Source organism: Streptomyces sp. A1277, from assembly GCF_004795015.1.
GTDB lineage: Bacteria > Actinomycetota > Actinomycetes > Streptomycetales > Streptomycetaceae > Streptomyces.
In genome coordinates this window covers 1-21,298 of the sequence record NZ_SSBI01000058.1, presented here as the reverse complement: position 1 = coordinate 21,298, position 21,298 = coordinate 1, and the positions used below count along the sequence as shown (strand labels likewise).

Genomic DNA, 21,298 nt, shown 5'->3' with positions numbered 1-21,298 from the left:
CCGCGGCCGTCAGGTCCAGAGCGTGGCGATGAAGATGTTGGCGACGGTCAGGGCGCCCACCGCCGCGAAGAGGCCCTTGCCGGCCTTCTCCTCGTCCCGCTTGACGTAGACGAGCCCGAGGATGACGACCAGGATCAGCAGCTTGACGCCGATCTTGACGTTGTTCACGGGGTGGTCGTCGGCCTGGTCGAGCCCGACCAGGGCGACCCCGGTGACCAGCATGGTCAGCGCACCGTGCAGCATCCCGGGGACGAACCGGGCCGTGCCGGCCTTCATCGCCTTCATCTGGCCGAGGAAACCGCCGAGCAAAGCGGCGATGCCGATGATGTGCAGGGCGACGACGAAATCGATGAGTACGCGCATGGTTCCGCACCTTAGCCCCGGCCGTACCGGCACCTCACACCCAGGTGGGGCGTACCGGCCGATTGAATGATGAATGCACCGATTGCCAGTATCTGCGGCAATTTTTCCGGTCGTTCATCGCCATTCACGTTCTTCCGGCGACAATGCCACGCCAAGAGCGGGCAATAAGCGTCAAAACGACTCCCGCCCGTGTCCCCGGATTAGCGTCCCTTCCCGGTGGCCGGCCCGAAGCACCGTCCTCGCCGGACCACCGCAGAAGCCCGCCGGCAGACGCCGCCGGGCCGTCGCACGGAAGGACGCCCGCCCTCGTGGCAGCGCATCGCAAGCCCAGGCAGCGCCTGTACACCGGCTCCGCGGCCCGCACCGCGGCGACCCTCGCCTTCGCGGGAGCCGCGACCGCCGCCGTACTGCCGGGAGCCGCGCACGCCGACCCGGCGCCGACCGCCGCCCAGGTCAAGGCACAGGTGGACCGGCTGTACCGGGAGGCGGAGGCCGCCACCGAGAAGTACAACGGCGCGAAGACCGAGGCGGCCGCCGCCGCCAAGTCGGTCGACGCCCTGCGCGACGAGGCCGCCCGCAGGACCGCGCGGCTCAACGCCGCCCGCGACACCCTCGGCGCGTACGCCGCCGCGCAGTACCGCTCCGCGGGGATCGACCCCTCCGTGCAGCTGGCGCTCTCCTCCGACCCCGACCAGTACCTCCGGCGCGCCTCGTACGTGGAGCGGGCCGACGAGCGCCGGGCGGCGGAGCTCGGCTCGGTGCGGCGCCAGGTCGCCGACATCGCCCAGGTGCGCGCCGAGGCGGCGGACAAGCTGACCGAGCTGGCCGCCCGCCAGACCGCCCTGAAGGAGCACCGGGCAACCGTCCGCGCCAAGCTCGCCGAGGCCCGGCGCCTGCTCGCCCGCCTCTCCCCCGCCGAGCGCGCCGCCTACGGGGCCGCCGAGGACGGCCGGGGCGCCGGCCACGCCGACCGCAGCGCCCCGCGCGGCGCGGTCGCCGCACCCAACGCGCGGGCCGCCCAGGCGGTCGCCTTCGCGTACAGCGCCCTGGGCAAGCCGTACGTCTGGGGCGCCACCGGGCCCTCCTCGTTCGACTGCTCCGGCCTCACCCAGGCCGCCTGGCGCTCGGCGGGCGTCTCGCTCCCCCGGACCACGTACACCCAGATCAACGCGGGGCGGCGGGTCTCCCGGTCCGAACTGGCGCCCGGAGACCTGGTGTTCTTCTACTCGGGCGTCAGCCATGTCGGGCTGTACATCGGGAACGGGCAGATGATCCACGCCCCGCGCCCCGGCGCACCGGTCCGCGTCGCGCCGATCGGTGAAATGCCTTTCGCGGGAGCCACCCGGGTGGCATAGGCTCCCGACTTCCGAGCCCAACTGCCCTGAGGAAACCCGCACATGTCATTGGACATCGACGTCCAGACCCACGCCCGCACGCTCACGCTCCGCTCCCCCGACCATGTCCGCGTCGGCCCCTTCGCGATCCGCTACAACCCGGACTGGTCCCTGAAGTACGCCAACTACGCCATCCCCGACCAGGACGCCGACCCGACGCCCGGCGAACTCGACGCCCTCATAGCGGCCTTCCGCGACCTGGACCGGATGCCGCGCCTGGAGTTCCTGCCCGGCTGGGCCCCGGCGGTCGAACCGGCGCTGCTCGCCGCCGGGTTCACCGTCGAGAACCGCGCCCCGATCCTCGCCTGCGCCCCCGGTGACCTGGTCACCCCGAAGCCGGTGGCGGGCCTGGTGATGACCGAGCCGGCCACCGACGCGGAGTTCGACGCCGCGGCCCTCGTCCAGCACCTCGGCTACGGCGGGACCGGTGAGCCCGAGGACGGCACGGCCGGCTGGCTGCGCGACGCGGTGGCCGGCGGCGGGGTCGCCGCCCTCGCGACCGTCGACGGCACCCCGGCCGGCGCGGGCGGCTGCTCGGTCCCGGTCGACGGGCTCAGCGAGCTCGCGGGCCTCGCGGTGGGCGCGGACTTCCGCCGCCGGGGCATCGGGGCCGCGCTCTCCGTACACCTGACGCGCACCGCGTTCGAGCGGGGCTGCCGGGTGGTGTGGCTGGAGCCGGGCGACCCCGATGTGGAGCGGATCTACGCGTCCATCGGCTACCGCAGGGTCGGCGAGAAGCTGAACATCTCACTCGACCCCGACCGCGAAGGCGCCTGACTCACACCAGCCGCCGCGCCGTCGCCCAGCGGGTCAGTTCGTGGCGGTTGGAGAGCTGGAGCTTGCGCAGCACCGCCGAGACGTGGGACTCGACCGTCTTCACCGAGATGAAGAGCTGCTTGGCGATCTCCTTGTACGCGTAGCCCCGGGCGATCAGCCGCAGCACCTCGCGCTCGCGCTGGGTCAGCCGGTCGAGGTCCTCGTCGACCGGGGGCGCGTCCGTGGAGGCGAAGGCGTCGAGGACGAAGCCGGCCAGCCGGGGCGAGAACACCGCGTCGCCGTCCTGGACCCGGAAGACCGAGTCGACCAGGTCGGCGCCGGTGATCGTCTTGGTGACGTAGCCGCGGGCGCCGCCCCGGATGACGCCGATGACGTCCTCGGCGGCGTCCGAGACGGACAGCGCGAGGAAGCGCACCGGGTTCTCGGCGGCGCCCATCAGGGGTGCGCAGCGGCGCAGCACCTCGACGCCGCCGCCGCCGGGGAGGTGGACGTCGAGGAGGACGACCTCGGGGCGGGTCGCCGTGATGACGGTGACCGCCTGGTCGACGTCGGCCGCCTCGCCGACGACCTCGACGCCGGTCTCCTCGGTGCGGCCGATCTCGGCCTGTACGCCGGTGCGGAACATCCGGTGGTCGTCGACGAGCACGACTCGTACCCGGCGCTCCGGGCCCGCGTGGCCCCCGGCCGCCTCAGTGGTCCCGTTCATCGCTCGTCCTCTCCATCTCCAGCTCGACTTCCGTGCCCCCGCCGGGCACCGAACGCAGCCGGGCGCTGCCGCCGTTGCGCTGCATCCGGCCGATGATCGATTCTCGTACGCCCATTCTGTCCCCCGGTACGGCGTCCAGGTCGAACCCCGGGCCCCGGTCGCGCACGGAGACGAAGACCGTGCGGCCCTCGACCTCCGCGTAGACCTGGACGGCGCCGCCCTCGCCACCGTACTTGGCGGCGTTGACCATCGCCTCGCGCGCGGCCTGCATCTGTGCGGCCAGCTTCTCGTCCAGCGGGCAGTCGCCGACGACGACGACCTCCAGCGGGACGCCGTGCTTGTCCTCGACCTCGGCGGCGGCCCGTTTGACCGCCTCGGCCAGGGTCTCCGGCTCGTCGTCCTCGTCCTTGCCGGTGCCCTCGGGGTTGTACAGCCAGTTGCGCAGCTCGCGTTCCTGGGCGCGGGCCAGCCTGCGGACCTCGCCCGGCTCGTCGGCGTTGCGCTGGATCAGGGTGAGGGTGTGCAGCACGGAGTCGTGGACGTGGGCGGCGACCTCGGCCCGCTCCTGGGCCCGGATGCGCATGAGGCGTTCCTCGGAGAGGTCCTGGGTCATGCGGACGAGGTAGGGGCCGGCGAGCAGGGCGATGCCGGTGAGGACGGCGATGGCCGCGGTGAGGACGTTGCCGAGCTGGGCGGCGGAGCCGCGTACGACCATGAAGCCGGCGAGGCCGAGGCCGACCAGGGCGACTCCGGCCAGGGCGCGGGCCAGGTGCAGGACGCGGCGGCGGCTGCCGACCTCCATCCAGCGGGCGCGGCGGGCGTTGTCGGCCTGGCGCCAGACGAGGACGGAGCCGGCGCCGATGAGCAGGGTGGGCCAGATGTAGCGGTCGGCCTTGCTGCCCATGTCGACGTTGCCGACGAAGATGACGGCGCCGATGAGCAGCGCGATGAGGGCGAAGACCTGGCCCTTGTCGGGTTTGCGGAGCCGGCGTCTGCCGTCGGGGGCGGTCTCGAAGATGGACCTCGGTCCGTCCACGCCGCCGATGCCGAGCGGGACCATGATCCAGAACACCGCGTAGAGGAGCGCGCCGAGGCCGTCCGCGAAGAACAGTCCGAGGAAGACGAACCGCAGCCAGGCCACCGGCAGTCCGAGGTGCCCGGCAAGTCCGCGTGCGACCCCGCCCAGCAGCCGGCCGTCGGCGCTGCGGTAGAGCTTGCGCAGCGGCGGCTCCTCCGGGTCGGGGGCCTGGGAGCTCGCGGCTCGGGTGGTGGCGGCTGGCATGCCCCGATCGTCACATGCCGGTACGGGTGGTGGCATCAGGGTCGGCCCCCACTTCGACCCTGAGACCCGGGGTGCGGCGGTCTCGGCACCCCTGAGGGCCGGGCGGATCAATATCAGGGACCGGCCAGGGTCGGGGCGGGTGCCGGAGGGGCGCGGGGCCCGTCACCATGGAGCCATGACCGTTCCCCAGGACGCGGCGCCCGGCGCCGCACCGCCTCCCCCGCCCCCACCGCGCCTGCACCGCAGCCCGCGGCACAAGCTGGTGGCCGGGGTGTGCGGCGGGCTCGGCCGGTACTGCGAGGTCGATCCGGTGATCTTCCGGATCGTGCTCGGTGTGCTCTCGGTGACCGGCGGCTTCGGGCTGATCTTCTACGGCTTCGCCTGGCTGCTGATCCCGCTGGAGGGCGAGGACGAGAACGAGGCGCGCCGGCTGCTGTCGGGGCGCGTCGAGGGGGCGTCGCTGATCGCGGTGCTGTGCGCGCTGATCGGCTGCGGTCTGTTCCTGTCGATGCTGGGCAACGGCGGCACGCTCGCCTTCTCCGCGATGCTGTCGCTCGCGGTTCTCGGCTTCTCCATGTGGACGCAGGCGCGCAAGACGGCCGGTCAGCAGGCCCCGCTGCACCCGGCGGCCGCGCAGGCGGTGTCGGACGCGCCGCCCGAGGTGAAGGCGCCGCCCACGCTGTCGGGCCCGTCCTGGTGGCGTGACCCGATCGTCAAGGACGGCACGACGGGCCCGGTGGGCGTCGGTTATCTGTGGGGGCCGCCGAACGCGGTGCTGGACGGGGAGCCGCGCGGGGCGACGGCCGACGCGCCGTTCCGCCCGCCGCCGCCCCGGTCGCGGGAGGTCCGGTCGCGGGAGGTCCGGGGGCCGCGCTCCATCGGCGGCCTGGCGTTCCTGGGCGCGCTGGTGGCGGGTGGTCTGGGCACGGGGCTGAGCTGGGACGCCCAGCCGCTCGGTACGAGCCTGCAGATCGGGCTCGCCGCCGCGCTCGCGGTGTTCGGTCTGGCGATGCTGGTCAGCGCCTTCGTCGGGCGGACCGGTTTCGGCACGCTGCTGCTCGCGATGATCACGGCCGGGCTGCTGGCGGGGGCCGCCGTGCTGCCCAAGGACATCCCCACGCACTGGGTGCGCGAGCAGTGGCGCCCGGTGTCGGTGGCGGCGGTGCAGCCGCGTTACGCGGTCGCCTCCGGGCAGGCGGAGCTGGACCTGAGCCGGATCGCCGTGCCCAAGGGCGAGACCGTGCGGACCCGGGTGGAGGCCCGGGCGGGCCGGGTCCTGGTGCACGTGCCCCTGGACGCCACCGTGGAGGTGCACGCGAAGACCCGCGTCGGCGCGATCGTGGTGCTGGACGGGCACAGCAGGGGCGACCTGGATGTCCGCGCCTCGCAGGACGAGCGCCGGACGCTGCCCCCGGCCGAGGGCAGCGAGCCGGGCGGCACCATCGCACTCGATCTGGAAGTGGGCTACGGACAGGTGGAGGTCAACCGTGCCGCGTCATGAGATCCGGCCCGGACGGGCCGTGGCCGGCCTGGTGATGCTGGCCCTGGCCGCCGGTTACGCGTGGGACGCGGCGGGCTTCTGGGACGCCCCGCCACAGTTCTTCATCGGGCTGTTCACCGGCGGCCTGTGGACGGCCCTCCTGGTCACCTGGATCGGCTACCGGATCCGCCGCCGCCGCGCCGCGAGAACGGCGTCCAGGGAGAGCGACGCGGCCCCGCCGAGCAGCAGCGGCAGCCAGGCCATGAGGTAGACGAGGTCGTTGCCGAGGTAGTACGGGGAGACCTGCCAGCTGACGGTCAGCCACAGGCTCAGCGAGATCAGGGCCCCGCCGAGCGCGGCGATCCTGGTCCACAGGCCGAGCAGGGTGCCGATCCCGACGGCGAGTTCGCCGAAGGCGATGGCGTACCCGAAGCCGGACGGTCCCTTCAGCGCGAGGTCGACCAGGGCGGGGATCGCGGCGGAGTCGCGCACCGCCTGCATCTGCTCGCCGATGGACCCGGGGCCGGTGGCGTGGAAGAACGCGCTGTCGGTGAGCTTGTCGAGCGCCGCGTAGACGAAGGTGACCCCGAGGAAGATCCGCAGGGGCAGCAGGGCGTGCTCCCGTGCCAGGTCCCGCAGGCTCCTGGCCTCGCCGAGGCCCCGCCCGTTACCGCCGTACCCGTGCATGCTTCTCCCGCCTTCGGCGACCGCACCGCTCTGTGCCGTGCGCGCCGCGCCGTGCGGCCACCCGGCCGCTGCCACCGGACCGTACGGCCCGTCACCCGACCTTACGTACGAAGCCGGCGGGAGGACCCCGTGCGGGCCGGGTTCACAGCGGGCGCGGTCAGTCGGTCACGTCGATCGCCACGCGGTTGGACTCGGTGCCCGCGGCCGTCACGACCTGCACCTCGACCACGCCCGGCTCCACCTCCACCGGGACCGGCACGGTCAGCAGCGTGTCGGAGGGGTTGGCGAAGCCGCCGGTGACCGGGATGAGCGGGACGTGGACGTGGACGGAGCCGATCCGCACGACGACGCGGGCCAGCCGGTCCGGGGACCCGGCGCCGGGCGGCACGAACCCCGCGCCCCGGATCTCGATGTCGTCGCCGGTCCGGATCGGCGCGTCCAGGTCGCCCGCCTCCCGGGACCGGACCACGGACAGCACGACGGGCCGGCCGCCCTCGCCGTACTTGCCGGTGAAGTAGACGGCCGCCGAGACGGCCACCAGCAGGGCGAGCCCCCACGGCAGGTCGGGCAGCTGCTCGGGTCGGCGGGCCAGCCGGACCGCGGCGAACACCACGGCGACGGTGGACACCAGCACGTACTGCACGTCCGTGAAGCCGCCGCGCCCCGAGTCGTCGGTGAGCAGGTCCGCCGCGCGCGGCCGGTCGGCCCGCAGCTTCTGGAGCCGCCCGGACAGCACCCGTACGCTCACCACCCGGCGGACGGCCACCGCGACGGCGCACACCAGCGCCAGCACGGACACCACCCCGGCGCCGCGCGCCAGGTCCAGGCCGTCGATCAGCTCGTCGCGCCGCGCGTGGTCGGAGGCGGCGGCCAGCTGGAGGGCGAGGACGAGCACGGAGAAGACGGCGAGCAGCACCCAGGACGCGGCGACCGTGCGGGAGGTGGAGAGCCGGTTGTCCTCGCCGATCAGCGGCGCGAGGAGGCCGCCGCGCGCCCGGTGGACGTGGGCGGCGCCGGTCAGCAGCCCGGCGGTGACGAACCCCGCGACCAGTCCGGCGGTACGGGCGTGGCTCCAGCCCGCGCCGATCGCGGTGGCGGCCTCGGCGATGGCCAGCACGGCGAGGGCGCCCCAGACGATGACCAGGGTGCGCTGCCACACCCGGTACAGCCAGGCGTCCCCGGCCTCCCGGCCCCGGTCGGCGACGGCCCGCGCGGACTCGGTGAGTTCGTCGGAGATCCACTGCCGGGCCGCGGACGCGGACTGGGCGACCCCGGCCGGCAGCCCCTGTCCGGCGGCGAACTCGTCCCGCTTGACCAGGAAGGCGGCCACCGCGCGCCGGTGCCCCTGGCGCGCCCCGTGCGGGCAGTCGCCGCACGTGCAGCCTCCGCCGTGCACGCCCTGTCGTGCCTCGTCCAACGCCACGGAGAACGCCGCCCTTTCCTGCCCCTGGTACCGCCCTCGACTGATCAACTCGGCGGTGATTGCTGCGAATTGTGCCGTACGGGACGGGTGGTTGCCGCATCGGGGCACACCGGGCGGGCGACTTCGTCAGAATGTTCGAGAGATGCGGCGCCAGAGCGGCTGGTAGTTGATCCAGGCGACGAGATCGCTGCCGAGCTGTTCGCGGGTGGCGACCGCGTCCCGGTGTTCGATCAGCACGGGCTTTCCGGCCGCCCGCGCGGCCAGCTGGATCCGGCAGGACCGCTCCAGGGCGAGGAACCACCAGGCCGCCGCGTCCACCGAGTCGCCCACGGTCAGCAGCCCGTGGTTGCGCAGGATGACCGCCTTGCGGCCCCCGAGCGCGGCGGCGATCCGGCGCCCCTCCTCCTCGTCCACCACGACCCCGGTGTACGCGTCGTACAGGGCGTGGTCCTCGTAGAAGGCGCAGGACTCCTGGGTGAGGGGGTCGATCAGCTCGCCCAGCGCGGCCAGTGCGCCGCCGTGCTCGGAGTGGGTGTGGGCGACCGCGACGACGTCCGGGCGGGCCAGGTGGACCTGGGCGTGGACGGTGAAGGCCGCCTGGTTGACGTGGTGGCGTCCCTGGAGGACCTGGCCCTCGCCGTTGACCAGGACCAGGTCGTCGGGGCGCACCTCGTCGAACGGGACGCCGAACGGGTTGACCCAGAAGCAGGAGGTGAACTCCGGGTCGCGCGCGGTGATGTGGCCGGAGACGCCGTCCTCGTAGCCGTACGAACCGAACAGCCGCAGCGCGCCGGCCAGCCGCTCCTTGCGGTGGGCGCGTTCCTCGTCGGGCGACTGGTGGACGGGCGGCATCGCGAAGTGCAGCTGCTCGACGGGCAGGGGCGTGGGCTCGGGCATGGCGACTCCTCGGGGGCTCCCAGGGCATTCGCTCGGAAGCTACCGCCGGTCACCCCAGGTGGCCAGAGCGATCACGTACCGATTCGGGCCGGGCGGATACGACGATGCCGCCGCCCGGAACGCCGGGCGGCGGCATCAGTCGCGTACTGCGGGGGAGGTCACTCCCACTCGATCGTCCCCGGCGGCTTGCTCGTCACGTCGAGCACCACGCGGTTGACGTCGGCGACCTCGTTGGTGATGCGGGTGGAGATCTTGGCGAGGGTCTCGTAGGGCAGCCGCGACCAGTCGGCGGTCATGGCGTCCTCGGAGGAGACCGGGCGCAGCACGATCGGGTGGCCGTAGGTGCGGCCGTCGCCCTGGACGCCGACGCTGCGGACGTCCGCGAGCAGGACCACCGGGCACTGCCAGATGTCGCGGTCCAGGCCGGCCTTGGTCAGCTCCTCGCGGGCGATGGCGTCGGCATCGCGCAGCAGGTCGAGCCGCTCCTTGGTGACCTCGCCGACGATGCGGATGCCGAGGCCGGGGCCCGGGAAGGGCTGGCGCTGCACGATCTCCTCGGGCAGGCCGAGCTCCTGGCCGACCATCCGGACCTCGTCCTTGAACAGCTGGCGCAACGGCTCGACGAGCTCGAACTCGATGTCCTCGGGGAGGCCGCCCACGTTGTGGTGGGACTTGATGTTGGCGGTGCCGGTGCCGCCGCCGGACTCCACGACGTCCGGGTAGAGCGTGCCCTGCACGAGGAAGGCGACCTCGGGGCCCTCCTCCTGGAGGATCTCCAGCTGGGCCTGCTCGAAGACGCGGATGAACTCGCGGCCGATGATCTTCCGCTTCTGCTCCGGGTCGGACACGCCGGCCAGGGCGTCGAGGAAGCGCTTCTCCGCGTCGACGACCTTCAGCTTCGCGCCGGTCGCGGCGACGAAGTCCTTCTCGACCTGCTCGGTCTCGTCCTTGCGCATCAGGCCGTGGTCGACGTAGACGCAGGTGAGCTGGGAGCCGATGGCCTTCTGCACGAGTGCGGCGGCGACGGCGGAGTCCACGCCGCCGGACAGCCCGCAGATGGCGCGCTTGTCCCCGACCTGCGCGCGGATCGCGGCGACCTGCTCCTCGATCACGTTGCCCGTGGTCCAGGCCGGCTCGATGCCCGCGCCCCGGTACAGGAAGTGCTCCAGGACCTGCTGGCCGTGCGTGGAGTGCATGACCTCGGGGTGGTACTGGACGCCGTAGAGCTTCTTCTCGTCGTTCTCGAAGGCGGCGACCGGGACGACGTCCGTGGACGCGGTGACGGTGAAGCCCTCGGGGGCGGCGGAGCAGGCGTCGCCGTGCGACATCCACACCGACTGCTCGGCCGGGGTGCCCTCGAAGAGGGTGGAGCCGGACTTGGAGACGGCGAGCGGGGTGCGGCCGTACTCGCGGGCGCCGTTGTCGTCGACGGTGCCGCCGAGCGTGGTCGCCATCAGCTGGAAGCCGTAGCACATGCCGAAGACGGGGACCCCGGCCTCGAACAGCGCACGGTCCAGCGAGGGCGCGCCCTCGGCGTACACCGAGGAGGGCCCGCCGGACAGGATGATCGCCCGGGGGTTCTTGGCCAGCATCTCGGCCACCGGCATCGTGGACGGGACGATCTCGCTGTAGACCCGGGCCTCACGGACGCGTCGGGCGATGAGCTGGGCGTACTGCGCGCCGAAGTCGACAACGAGAACCACGTCGGTGGTGGTGTCGGGGGCGGCGGGGGGTGCTGCTGGCACGGGGCGGCCTTCCGGCGGTGGAGAGGGGTCGGTCCTCCAATTCTACCGGCGGCCGGAAGTTTCCCTCGCCGTCCGGCGGGCGGCCTGCGTCTCACCATCCGGGCCCGGGATGGGCCGGCGGCGGGGATGGGCCCATACTGTCCCCATGCGTCAGCACACGACCTTCGTCTTTACCTATGGCATCCGGCCCGCCGGCTGCCATGGTCGTGCTGCTTGAGCAACTGACGAGCAACGTTCCAGGCGCCCCGGGCCGACAGGCCCGGGGCGTTCTGGCGTTCCGGGCCCGTCGCCCCCGGGGAGCCGCACCTCACTCACCGGGAGACCCATCATGAGCAGCAAGACCGTCACCGAGGCGACCGGCGCCCGCACCGAGGAGGCCGCGTCCCTGATCGGCGACGCCCGCACCCGCATCGACTCCCTGGACGACCGGATCATCGGGCTCGTCCAGGAACGGATGGCCGTGTCCTCGGTGATCCAGGAGGCCCGGATGACCTCGGGCGGCCGCCGGGTCAACCTGTCCCGCGAGATGGAGATCCTGGCCCGCTACCGCGACGCGCTGGGCAGGCCGGGCACCTCGCTGGCGATGACGCTGCTGGAGCTGTGCCGGGGCCGGGTCTGACCCGGCGCCCCCCGGGGGCTGTAGGGGCGTATCCCAGTTCGGGCGGAGTCTCACCCGTACGGCGCGTGACCGGGCCCGGCGCGGCTTCGTTGGTCCCGGTGTCCGTGCCAGCCAGGGGCGGCTCTCGATGGAAACCACGCGTGGCTCCGCCGGGGCGTGTGGCGTACCGCGTGTACGCCGTGGGACCGCGCACCGGCGTGCGTGACCGGTCGGCAGGGGACAGCAGCCCGGTCACTCGGAGGGACCGTTGGTTTCTCCAGGAACGGCCGGCTCCGGGGACGCCCGGGGCCGGCCGTTTCTCTGCGCTGTGTCAGCGCGTCGCGCGGTGGCGGGAGGCCGTGAACAGGACGCCGCCCGCGAGCAGTGCGGCGAGGGCCGCGCCGGACGCCGCGAGCGCGACGGTCCCGGTGGCGGCGAGCGCTCCGCCGGTGTCGCCGGAACCGGAGCCGGTCGTGCCGGTCGTGCCGGTCGTGCCCGTCGTTCCCGCCGCACCCGTCGTGCCCGCCGAGGACGAGCCGCCCGCGCCGGAACCGGTCGTGGCGCCGGTGCCCCCGGAGCCCGAGGCCGAGCCGCCGGAGCCGGAGCCGCCCGTCGTGGCGCCGGAGCCCTCGGCGTTGAGCACCAGGGACGCCCTGTTGTTGGCGGGCTCGGGGTCGAAGGGCAGCGCGGGGGCCTGGAGGTGGGTGTTGCGGACGACGACCGCGCCGGTCGCCCCTGCCTCCACGGTGACGATCTTCAGCCGGAAGGGCAGGGCGAAGTCGGCGTCCTCGCGTACGGACATGGGCGTGGAGCAGAAGTAGCGCGGGGCCTTCTTCTGGTCCTCGCGGTAGTCGCCGTCCTTGGTCACGCCCCGGCAGACGTCCGGCTTGGTGACGACATAGGTGCCGTCGGGCACGGTGAAGTCGACGGTGGCGACGTCCTCGCCGGAGCGGATGTACCCGACCCAGGCGGGCCCCTTGTTGCGGAAGCCGACGGTCACGTCGACCGTGTCACCCGCCGCGCCCCCGGCCTCGTCGCCGTAGGCCGCGAAGTCGGCGCTGTTGGCCGTACGGAAGTCGACGTCCTGCTGGTTGTCGCCGGGGTTCAGGTCGGCCGAGCGGACCGCAGGGCTCCTGCGCAGGGCGAGCGCGGCGCCCTTGCCGGGGCTGAACCGGGCACCGTCCCGCAGCGCCGCGCGGGCGTCGCTGCCGTCCTCGGCGATGCGGTAGAGGAACGAGTCGTGGAACGCGCGCTCCGTGGCCCGGATCACCGGCGGCTCGGCGAGCGTGTAGGTGGCGCCGGGCTCGTAGCTGCCCGGGAAGGCGCACAGGGCGGTGGTCCAGGCGCCGGGGCTGCCCATGCCCGCCTCGTCCTCGCCGTACTCGCAGTTCTGGTACCGCTCGGTGAACTCCATGCCCCGGGTGTTGCGCAGGGTGAGCAGGACGCCGTCGGCGGCGCGGGTGCCGTTGTTGGTGAAGGTGATGGGCACCGGCTGGCTGTCCCCCGGCTTCAGCTCCGTCCTGAACGGCAGCCGCTTCATCGAGAGGTCGGGCCCGCCGACGGTGACGCGCGCGGTGAACGCCCGGAAGGTGGCTCCCTCCGCCTCCGCCGTGACCGCGATGGTGCCGGTGTCGCCGTCCTTGCCGCCCTCGGCAGCGCTGAGGCCGAGTTCGGCGAGGGTGCTCAGGCCGGGCCGGATCCCGTAGTCGTGGCAGACGGCGGTCGTCCCGGTCCGCTCGCAGTCCAGGCTGCCGTCCTCGCCGAAGGAGACGTCCGCGACGCCGGCGAGCCCGCCGAAGTCGAAGCGGACGGTGTACTCACCGTCGAAGACGCCGTTCTCCTCGTCCTCGGACGGGTTGGTGACCGTGATGCCCAGGGCCGCCTTCTGCGGGGTGCCCGTGGCCGGATACGGGTGCAGGGCCGTGTCGGCGGGGCCACCGAGCGTGAACTCGGGAACGGCCGCCCGGGCCGGTCCGCCCAGCGCGAGCGTGCCGGCGGCCAGCAGGCCGGCCGAGGCGACCACGCCTGCGATGCGGCGGAACGCGGCTCTCGGGGTCGTGCTTCTCATCTCGGGCCCTCTGGGGTCGTCGGGAGCTGTGTGACCGCTGCGGCAGCGACATGGGTACGACCTGGGGCGGACGGGAAAAGTTGCGCGGGATCAGATCACGGATCGGGTACGCCAACCGGAGTGATCCAGCTCACATAAAGATTTCATCAGTGCGGGGACAACCATCGGGGCGTCCGGCAGGTCATGCATGCGGAACACCGGTTGTCGGTTGTTGTGCGACGGACCGGTTACAGCGTGAGGGGCTGCACTTGGAGGGGGGTGCAGCCCCTTCTGCTGTCCTGGGCCCTTGCGGCCCTTTACGCCCTACGCCTTCTCGGCCGCCTCCGCCTTCTCGGCCGCCTCCGTCATCTCGGCCGCCTCCGTCTTCTCGGCCGCCTCCGTCTTCTCGGCCGCCTTCTTCGGCGGCACCGCAGGCATCCCCAGGAACGGCAGCCGCAGCGCGCCGAACGCCTCCTTCGGGACGGCCGGTGCCTGCGGCTCCACGGCCGCCAGCCGCTCGTACGCCTCGCCCTGTGCCGGGCGCGGGTCGCGCTCGCCCTTGTTGGGCCAGAAGGACATGGCGCGTTCCGCCTGCGCGGTGATCGTCAGCGAGGGGTTGACGCCGAGGTTGGCGGAGACCGCCGAGCCGTCGACCACCGAGATGCCCGGGTGCCCGAAGAGCCGGTGGTACGGGTCGATGACCCCCTCGTCGGCACTGGCGCCGATCGGGCAGCCGCCGAGGAAGTGGGCGGTGAGCGGGGTGCCCATCAGCTCGCCGATGTTGGAACCGGGGAAGCCGTTGATCTCGTCGGCGAGCAGCGACGCGCTCTGGGTCGCCTCGGCGATCTGCGTCGGGTTGGGCGCGCCGTGGCCCTGGCGTGCGGTGAGCAGGCCCTTGCCTATGCCTCGCGGCTTGCGGTAGGCGGTCAGGGAGTTGTCGAGCGACTGCATGACGAGGCCGATGATGACCCGCTCCGACCAGCGCCGGTTGGAGAGCGAGCGCACGGCGAGCGTGGGGTGCTTGGCCAGGTTCCCGAACCAGGCGAGGACCCGGTGGGTGCTGAAGGGGACCTGGAGGATGGTCATGCCGCCCATGGCGTTGGAGCCCTTGCCGTAGCGGACGGGTTCGATGTGGGTGTTCTCGTCGGGGTGGATGGACGAGGTGATGGCGACACCCTTGGTGAAGTCGGGCTTCGTACCGTGCTTCTTGCGGTAGCGGCGGTCGGAGGTCTGCGCGCCGACGAGCCCCTCGGAGTTGGTCCGGGTCAGCTCGCCGAGCCGGGCGGAGAGCCGGGGCAGCAGTCCCTTGTCCTTCATCGTGTGCAGCAGGGTCTGGGTGCCGTACGTGCCCGCCGCGACGACCACCTTGCGGGCGCGCAGCACGGTCGGCGCGGCCTTCTTCCGGCGGTCGGTGGGCACGGTGGAGACGCGGTAGCCGCCCTCGGGGTGGTCGGTGACGCCGACGACGGAGGTCATGGGGTGGATGACCGCGCCGGCCTTCTCGGCGAGGTGGAGGTAGTTCTCGTTGAGGGTGTTCTTCGCGCCGTGGCGGCAGCCCGTCATGCACTCGCCGCACTCGGTGCACGCCTTGCGCGCCGGGCCCGCGCCGCCGAAGTAGGGGTCGGCGACCGTGCCGCCGGGCCTGGCCCGCACCGTCCCGTCCGCGTCCTCGCCGTCACCGAAGAAGACGCCGACCGGGGCGAGGTGGAAGGTGTCACCGACCCCCATGGCCTCGGCGGCCGCCTTGAGGTGGACGTCGGACGGGGTCGTCGTCGGGTTGAGCCGGACCCCGAGCATCCGCTTGGCCTGGTCGTAGTACGGCTTCAGCTCGTCCTGCCAGTCGGTGATGTGCGCCCACTGCCGGTCCTCGAAGAACGGGGCCGGGGGCACGTACAGCGTGTTGGCGTAGTTGAGCGAGCCGCCGCCGACCCCGGCGCCGGCCAGCACCATCACCTTGCCGAGCAAGTGGACGCGCTGGATGCCGAAGAGGCCGAGGGCGGGCGCCCAGAGGTAGTTCTTCAGGTCCCAGGAGTTCTTGGGGAGGGTGCCCGGGGTGAAGCGGCGGCCCGCCTCCAGGACGCCGACCCGGTACCCCTTCTCGCTCAGCCGCAGCGCCGAGACCGCACCGCCGAAGCCCGAGCCGACGACGAGCACGTCGTAGTCGTACGCGGCGTCGTCGTCGGCCGCACCGGCCGGCCGGTCCTGATTCTGGGCATGGCTGTCCTGGGACATGGCACTCCTCGGTACGGAAAGGACAGAAGTGGTGCGGGCAGGGGTGGGGGTTCGGCTCGGGCGGAACGCCCACCCCTGCCCGAGCGGGGTTCAGCGCAGGCGGAACGCCTTCATCGCCTTCAGGCTGCGGCTCATGAACGCCGCGTACTTCTCGTCGTCCATCCCGAAGGACGGGGCGAGCGGGATCAGCCGCTGCTGGGCGACGGTCTGGGCCTCGGTGTACTTGAGGATGCCCTCGGAGCCGTGGCGGCGGCCGAGACCGGAGTCCTTCATGCCGCCCATCGGGGACTGCACGCTGCCGTACGCGGGGGCGTACCCCTCGTTGATGTTGACGGTGCCGGTGCGCAGCCGGGCGGCGACGCGGTGGCCGCGCCGGCCGTCCTTGGTCCAGACGCTCGAATTGAGGCCGTACGGGGTGGCGTTGGCCAGCTCCACGACCTCGTCCTCGTCGCGGAAGTGGTAGATCGAGACGACCGGCCCGAAGGTCTCCTCGGTGCAGACGGCCATCGGGGCCTCGACGCCGTCCAGGATCGTCGGCTCGTAGAAGAGGGGGCCGATGTCGGGGCGGGCGACCCCGCCGGCCACCAGCTTGGCGCCCTTCTCGACGGCCTCGGCGACATGCCGGCTGACGGTCTCCAGTTGGCGTTCGCCCACCAGCGAGCCCATGTCGGCGCCGTACGCGAGCGAGTTGCCGAGCCGCATCGCCTTCGTACGGGCGGCGAACCGCTCCACGAAGGCGTCGGCGACGGACTCGTGGACGTACAGCCGCTCGATGGAGATGCAGAGCTGGCCGGCCGAGGAGAAGCAGGCGCGGACGGCGCCGGCGGCGGCCTTCTCCACGTCGGCGTCCTCCAGGACCAGCATGGCGTTCTTGCCGCCGAGCTCCAGCGAGACGCCGACGAGCCGGGCCGCCGCGCCCTGGGCGACCTCGCGGCCGGTGCGGGTGGAACCGGTGAAGGAGACGTAGTCGGCGTGCTTGACGACCTCGGGGCCGACGACCGGGCCCTCCCCCAGGACGACCTGGAACACCTCGGCCGGGAGCCCCGCCTCGATCAGGAGGTCGCGGGCCCACAGGGCGGTCAGCGCGGTCTCGGTGTCGGGCTTCATCACCACGGCGTTGCCGGAGACGAAGGCGGGCAGCGCGTCGCCGACGGACAGCTCGAAGGGGTAGTTCCACGGGGCGATCTGGCCGACGACACCGCGCGGCTGGCGCAGCTCGGTGACCTTGGTGAGCGCCGGTACGACACCGGTGTGCCGCTTCGGCTTCAGGTAGGCGGCGGCCTTGCGGCCGTAGTGCCGGGCGGCGACGGCGACCGCCTGCACCTCCTCGTGGGCGTGCAGCCGGGCCTTGCCGGTCTCCAGCTGGATGAGGTCGAGGACCTCGGACTGGCGGCCGATGACGAGGTCGTGGAAGCGCAGGAGCACCGCGGCCCGCTCCCGGACCGGCAGGGCGGCCCAGACGGGCTGGGCGGCGCGGGCCCGCTCGAACGCGGTCGCCACGTCCTCGGGGGTGGACTGCGGCAGGTCGGCCAGCTTCTCACCGGTGAAGGGCGTGTGGTTGGCGGTGCGGCCGGAGCCGACGACGCCGCGCGTCAGCTGGGCGATCACCTCGGGCGTCACGACATCGGCGGCCGTGCGCACGCCCGCGGGCGCGGCGGCCACGGGGTTGGTGCCGACAGCGGCGGCGGAGGTGGACGTGAGGGCCTGCGAGTCCGTCATGAGGCCGAGAGTACGTCGGCCGGAAGGCTTTGGGTACCCGTGGGTAACAGCTTTTCACCGTCTCTCCCGGAGTCCCGCCACCCGCCCGCCGACTCAGCCAGCGATCACTGGCGACATAAGCCCTGATCAGGGGCTATTGCTCGGCCGGCGCGCGCCAGCTGCGCAGCATCGTGTTGAACCGGTCCCGGGTGTCGTCCCAGTCGTCCGCCGGGCCCGTCATGTAGAGCGCGTACTCCGGACCGCCCTCCTCGGCGAAGTACATCTGGTCGATGGCGTGCCGCGCCTCGCCGTTCTTCTCCGTCCAGGTGAACTCCCAGATGGAACCGGGGTGGTCGCGGTAGAGGTTGGTGTTCAGCTCCAGCCGCTGGTACTCCGGCAGGCGGGTGCTGAGCGTCTTCTCCAGCTCCATCATGTGGTCGTAGGAGTTGTCGAAGTCGGGGGCCGGGTCGACGCTGACCCGGAAGTAGTGCACGCCGCCGTCGGGCGTGTAGTCGATGTTGGTCTTCTCCACCCGGCGCTCCCAGCCCTCCGGCATGAAGACGCTGAATCCGGCGGGGTCCTCCACGCGCCGCCAGCCGTCCGGCACGTTCTGCGTCGCCGTGTCCGTCGTGGGCGAGCCCGTGGGGGTCGGTGTGGGCGCGGGCTTCGGGGTGGCCGGCCCCGGGGTGCGGGCGCCGTGGGAGGCCGTGCCACCGTCCGTGGTGCCTGCGGCCTCCGTGCGGTGTGCGTACATCATGGCGGCGATCCCCGCGCCGCCGCCGAGCAGTGCGGCCAGGGCGATGACCAGGACGGTCGTGCGCCACCGGCCCCGGCTGCGGCGGGTCACCGGGGCGGGCCCGGGGGGCGCCACGGGCACGGGGTGGGGCAGCTGGGCCGTGCCGCCGGGTATCGCCTCCGGGCCGAGCGTGCGCAGCGCTTCCTCGGAGACCTGCTGGGTCGGGACGAAGGCGTGGGCGGCCCGGGGCGTGCGGCCCTCCATGGCCTCGAGCAGCATCCGCTCGGTGTCCGCAGCCGACGGCCGGTCCGCGGGCTCCTTGCGCAGCAGCGCGGTGATGACGGGGGCGAGCGCCCCGGCCCTGGCGGGCGGCGGCGGCTCCTCGGTGACGACGGCCTGCATGGTCGATATCGGGGAGGTCCGGCGGAACGGCGAGCGCCCCTCGACCGCCGTGTACAGCGTGGCGCCCAGCGACCACAGGTCGGACGCCGGGCCGGGGTCGCCGCCGCGTACCCGCTCGGGCGCCAGGTAGTCGATGGAGCCGACGAGTTCACCGGTCCTGGTGATGGTGGAGTCGCCCTCGATCGCGGCGATCCCGAAGTCGGTGAGCAGGACCCGGCCGTCCCGGGCGAGCAGCACGTTGCCCGGCTTCACGTCGCGGTGCAGCACCCCGGCCTCGTGCGCGGCGCGCAGCGCGCCCAGCACGTGCAGCCCGATCCTGGCGGCCTCGCGCGCCTCGATCTCGCCGGACTCCTTCGCCCGGTCGGCGAGCGACGGGCCGTCGACGTACTGCATGACGATCCACGGCCGGTTGTCGTACTCCACGACGTCGTGGACGGTGACGACACCGGGGTGGGTGATGCGGGCCGCCGCGCGGGCCTCCTTCTGGGTCCTGGCGTGCAAAACGAGCCGGTCCGCGTCGGTGGCGTAGTGCCCGGCGGTCAGCTCCTTGACGGCCACGGTGCGGTGCAGCACCTCGTCGTGGGCCCGCCACACCTTGCCCATGCCCCCGCGCCCGAGGACGTCGCCCAGCCGGTACCTCCCGGCCAGCAGCAGTCCCGCCTCCGTGCCCTGCGATCCATCCACGTGTGTCCCCGCCCCCGTTGCTTCGGAAGACAGGTTACGGAGGGGGCGCGGGGCCACGGAACCTCGCATCGCCCACGAGACCGCACTGTGATGCTTGCCTCCCGGCGGCGGCGACCCGGGTCGTCAGCCCGTCACGTGGTAGGAGACACTGGCCTGTTGGTAGATCTCGGTGACCCGGTCGCGCTGGTCCTCCGGGCCGATGACCTGGAGGACGTGGTAGCGGCCGGCGACGAGCATCACGAGGTTGCGCACGTACACCTCGCGGCCGTTGCCGTCCTGCCAGGTGAACTGCCCCTCAGCCATGGCCTGTCGGCCGACGTCGGTACGGCGCAGGCCGCTCGCCGACGACCAGGTGGAGTCGCGGAACGGCTTCAACTCCGGCTCCTTGTCCCGCTGGTAGTCAAGCGGGTCGCTGCCGTTGGCCTTGGCGGTGTCGCGGCCGGGGACGACGATCAAGGTGAATCCGTCGCTTCCGTAGTGCACCTGGCGCTCGGCGTTGGCCGGGCTGCGCTGCCAGCCCTTGGGTACGCCGACCTCGAAGCCCTCGGCGTCCTTGCGCAGCGTGTAGCCGGGTGCGAGGGCGGCGGCGGAGCGGCTGGTCTGCGGCTGCTGCGCCCCCGAGGACTTGGCCGGTGACGGCTCCTTCGCCCCGGTCGGCTCGGGGTCGGGCGTCGCGGAACCGGGCGGTGCGGAGGCGGTGGGGGCGGGCGCGGCGCCGGTCCCCTTGTCCGCGTCGGACTTGGGCATGAACATCACCGCGTACGCGATCACCGCGACGAGCGCCAGCAGGATCGCGACGAGCAGCACCCGGCCGAGCCGGCGCGGTGGGCCGGCGGCCGGAGTGCGCAGCGCCTTGGGGCCCTTGGGCTCGCGGGGCGCCTTCAGCCGCGGCTCGTGGTACGTGCCGACCGTGCGGTCCGCTCCCTCCCCGGTGTGGCGGTGCCGGCCGTGCGCCGCCCCGCCGCGGCGGGCGCGCCGCTTGCGCACGAGCTCGCCGCGACGGCGTACGACGGGCAGCCGCGTGGTGTCCTCGGCGGGCAGCGTCACGACGTCGAGCCCGGCCTCCGGTTCAGGCGCCGACCGTACGAGGGAGCGCAGCCAGCCGCTCAGCTCCTCCACGTCGGGCCGCTCGGTCGGGTCCTGGCGCAGCAGCGACTCGACGACCGGGCGCAGCGGGCCGCACTCCTCGGCGAAGGCGGGCGGTTCGCCGCAGACCATCTGGACGAGCTCGGGGGCACTGTCCTCGGGATAGGGGGCGTGCCCCTGGACGGCCCGGTAGAGCAGCGCGCCCAGGGCCCACAGGTCGGTGGCGGGGCCGATGGGCGGGGCCAGCTGCCAGTTCCCGTGGACGGGCCCGGCCTGCTCGGGCGCCCAGCGCTCGGTGACCGCGCCCACGACGGCGATCCGCGCCTGCCGCGCCCGTTCGGCGGCGAGTGCGGTGGCGGGGCCCCGGTAGGCGGAGCTGTCCTGGCTCGGGGCGACGACGTCGTCCCAGCGGCCGGCCCCGGACCCGGCCGCCGGGGGCAGCTCGGGCGCGGCGGCCCGCCGGGCGGCATCGGCCCGCAGCGCGTCCTCACCGGACCCGCCGGCGGGCACGGGCCGCCCGGAGCCGGGCCCGTCGTCCCAGGACCCGGTCAGGTGCAACCGCCGGGGCGGCGGCCCGCCGTCGTCCTCCTCGTCGTCCTCGTCCTCGTCGTCGTACGCGTAGGGGCCGTACGGCAGCGAGTCGTCACCCCGCTCCGACGCCTCGGTCCCGCGCACCCAGCCCCCGGGCAACTGCGGGAGCACGGGGCGGGGGCGCGCCGCGGACTCGGCACCATGTGACTGGCCCACGCCGTGCGCCTGCGGGCCCCGGGGGTCGGGGTCGGGACGGTCGTCGGGCGCGGGTGCGACGCCGCGCGACTCGCCCACGCCGTCCGCCTGCGGGCCCACCGGCCAGGCATCGGACTCAGCACCACGCGACTCGCCCACACCGGGCGCCTGCGGGCCCACCGGCCAGGCGTCCCGCGCCGCAGCCGCCCGCGTCAGCGAGGAGGACCACCGCACGAACGCCCGCCCCGCACTCCCCCAGCCGGGCGGCGCGGAGCGCGGTGCCGGCGCGGGGGGCGCGGCGCGGGCGCCGGCCCGGTACGCGGCGATGGCCCCGG

16 protein-coding genes and 1 pseudogene are annotated in these 21,298 nt (G+C 73.5%); 5 read left to right on the top strand and 12 right to left on the bottom strand.

Going from position 1 to position 21,298, the window contains the following annotated elements; all coding sequences use genetic code 11:
* Nucleotides 1-9: 9 nt before the first annotated feature.
* Nucleotides 10-363: a hypothetical protein gene (locus E6R18_RS29865; protein WP_136320003.1), complete on the bottom strand. Its 354-nt coding sequence runs from the start codon at nucleotides 361-363 to the stop codon at nucleotides 10-12.
* 308 nt (nucleotides 364-671) lie between these two features.
* Between E6R18_RS29865 and E6R18_RS29860 the strand changes: the two genes are divergently transcribed.
* Nucleotides 672-1,718, top strand: a complete 1,047-nt coding sequence (locus E6R18_RS29860) for a C40 family peptidase (protein ID WP_136320002.1) — start codon at nucleotides 672-674, stop codon at nucleotides 1,716-1,718.
* A 42-nt stretch (nucleotides 1,719-1,760) separates the two neighbouring features.
* Nucleotides 1,761-2,534 carry a GNAT family N-acetyltransferase gene (locus E6R18_RS29855; RefSeq protein WP_136320001.1) on the top strand — a complete coding sequence of 258 codons (774 nt, stop codon included), beginning with the start codon at nucleotides 1,761-1,763 and terminating at the stop codon, nucleotides 2,532-2,534.
* A gap of 1 nt (nucleotide 2,535) precedes the next feature.
* On the opposite strand, the gene E6R18_RS29850 is transcribed toward E6R18_RS29855, so the two are convergent.
* Nucleotides 2,536-3,240, bottom strand: coding sequence for a response regulator transcription factor (locus E6R18_RS29850; RefSeq protein ID WP_136320000.1), 705 nt, complete (start codon nucleotides 3,238-3,240; stop codon nucleotides 2,536-2,538).
* Nucleotides 3,224-4,522 (bottom strand): ATP-binding protein, encoded by a 1,299-nt coding sequence (locus E6R18_RS29845; protein WP_136319999.1) that lies wholly within the window; start codon nucleotides 4,520-4,522, stop codon nucleotides 3,224-3,226. The genes E6R18_RS29850 and E6R18_RS29845 overlap by 17 nt, the downstream gene beginning before the upstream one ends.
* Nucleotides 4,523-4,697: 175 nt before the next feature.
* On the opposite strand from E6R18_RS29845, the gene E6R18_RS29840 reads away from it, so the two are divergent.
* Both E6R18_RS29840 and E6R18_RS29835 read left to right on the top strand, forming a co-directional pair.
* On the top strand, nucleotides 4,698-6,023 hold the full coding sequence (locus E6R18_RS29840) for a PspC domain-containing protein (protein ID WP_136319998.1): 1,326 nt from the start codon (nucleotides 4,698-4,700) through the stop codon (nucleotides 6,021-6,023).
* Nucleotides 6,010-6,273 carry a hypothetical protein gene (locus E6R18_RS29835; RefSeq protein ID WP_136319997.1) on the top strand — a complete coding sequence of 88 codons (264 nt, stop codon included), beginning with the start codon at nucleotides 6,010-6,012 and terminating at the stop codon, nucleotides 6,271-6,273. Before E6R18_RS29840 ends, E6R18_RS29835 begins: the two co-directional genes overlap by 14 nt.
* Here E6R18_RS29835 and E6R18_RS29830 read toward each other — a convergent pair.
* From E6R18_RS29830 to guaA, 4 genes are all read right to left on the bottom strand, one after another.
* Entirely contained in the window at nucleotides 6,180-6,689 is a 510-nt protein-coding gene (locus E6R18_RS29830; protein WP_136319996.1) for a DoxX family protein, read from the bottom strand. The two genes, E6R18_RS29835 and E6R18_RS29830, sit on opposite strands and share 94 nt — an antisense overlap.
* A gap of 157 nt (nucleotides 6,690-6,846) precedes the next feature.
* Nucleotides 6,847-8,112 (bottom strand): hypothetical protein, encoded by a 1,266-nt coding sequence (locus E6R18_RS29825; RefSeq protein ID WP_168712476.1) that lies wholly within the window; start codon nucleotides 8,110-8,112, stop codon nucleotides 6,847-6,849.
* 126 nt (nucleotides 8,113-8,238) lie between these two features.
* On the bottom strand, nucleotides 8,239-9,009 hold the full coding sequence (locus E6R18_RS29820; protein WP_136319995.1) for a class II aldolase/adducin family protein: 771 nt from the start codon (nucleotides 9,007-9,009) through the stop codon (nucleotides 8,239-8,241).
* A 158-nt stretch (nucleotides 9,010-9,167) separates the two neighbouring features.
* Nucleotides 9,168-10,754 (bottom strand): glutamine-hydrolyzing GMP synthase, encoded by a 1,587-nt coding sequence (gene guaA / locus E6R18_RS29815; RefSeq protein WP_136319994.1) that lies wholly within the window; start codon nucleotides 10,752-10,754, stop codon nucleotides 9,168-9,170.
* Nucleotides 10,755-11,082: 328 nt separating this feature from the next.
* Here guaA and E6R18_RS29810 point away from each other — a divergent pair, with 328 nt between their 5' ends.
* Entirely contained in the window at nucleotides 11,083-11,373 is a 291-nt protein-coding gene (locus E6R18_RS29810) for a chorismate mutase (protein ID WP_136319993.1), read from the top strand.
* Nucleotides 11,374-11,683: 310 nt separating this feature from the next.
* Here the strand turns inward: E6R18_RS29810 and E6R18_RS29805 are convergent, their stop codons facing one another.
* The 5 genes and pseudogenes from E6R18_RS29805 to E6R18_RS29785 form a co-directional block, all read right to left on the bottom strand.
* A complete protein-coding gene (locus tag E6R18_RS29805; protein ID WP_136319992.1) occupies nucleotides 11,684-13,420 on the bottom strand; it encodes a peptidase in 1,737 nt (578 codons plus the stop codon).
* 303 nt (nucleotides 13,421-13,723) lie between these two features.
* On the bottom strand, nucleotides 13,724-15,631 hold the full coding sequence (locus E6R18_RS29800; protein WP_136319991.1) for a GMC family oxidoreductase: 1,908 nt from the start codon (nucleotides 15,629-15,631) through the stop codon (nucleotides 13,724-13,726).
* A gap of 90 nt (nucleotides 15,632-15,721) precedes the next feature.
* Entirely contained in the window at nucleotides 15,722-17,350 is a 1,629-nt protein-coding gene (locus tag E6R18_RS29795) for a succinic semialdehyde dehydrogenase (RefSeq protein WP_136319990.1), read from the bottom strand.
* 133 nt (nucleotides 17,351-17,483) lie between these two features.
* Entirely contained in the window at nucleotides 17,484-19,151 is a 1,668-nt protein-coding gene (locus tag E6R18_RS29790; RefSeq protein WP_206308462.1) for a serine/threonine-protein kinase, read from the bottom strand.
* Nucleotides 19,152-19,274: 123 nt separating this feature from the next.
* A pseudogene (locus E6R18_RS29785) lies at nucleotides 19,275-21,298 on the bottom strand (hypothetical protein); the annotation flags it as partial.

Coding starts and splice junctions, on each gene's coding strand:
- E6R18_RS29865 (WP_136320003.1), bottom strand. CDS start 363: ATGCGCGTACTCATCGATTTCGTCGTCGCCCTGCACATCATCGGCATC.
- E6R18_RS29855 (WP_136320001.1), top strand. CDS start 1,761: ATGTCATTGGACATCGACGTCCAGACCCACGCCCGCACGCTCACGCTC.
- E6R18_RS29850 (WP_136320000.1), bottom strand. CDS start 3,240: ATGAACGGGACCACTGAGGCGGCCGGGGGCCACGCGGGCCCGGAGCGC.
- E6R18_RS29845 (WP_136319999.1), bottom strand. CDS start 4,522: ATGCCAGCCGCCACCACCCGAGCCGCGAGCTCCCAGGCCCCCGACCCG.
- E6R18_RS29840 (WP_136319998.1), top strand. CDS start 4,698: ATGACCGTTCCCCAGGACGCGGCGCCCGGCGCCGCACCGCCTCCCCCG.
- E6R18_RS29830 (WP_136319996.1), bottom strand. CDS start 6,689: ATGCACGGGTACGGCGGTAACGGGCGGGGCCTCGGCGAGGCCAGGAGC.
- E6R18_RS29820 (WP_136319995.1), bottom strand. CDS start 9,009: ATGCCCGAGCCCACGCCCCTGCCCGTCGAGCAGCTGCACTTCGCGATG.
- E6R18_RS29810 (WP_136319993.1), top strand. CDS start 11,083: ATGAGCAGCAAGACCGTCACCGAGGCGACCGGCGCCCGCACCGAGGAG.
- E6R18_RS29805 (WP_136319992.1), bottom strand. CDS start 13,420: ATGAGAAGCACGACCCCGAGAGCCGCGTTCCGCCGCATCGCAGGCGTG.
- E6R18_RS29800 (WP_136319991.1), bottom strand. CDS start 15,631: ATGTCCCAGGACAGCCATGCCCAGAATCAGGACCGGCCGGCCGGTGCG.
- E6R18_RS29795 (WP_136319990.1), bottom strand. CDS start 17,350: ATGACGGACTCGCAGGCCCTCACGTCCACCTCCGCCGCCGCTGTCGGC.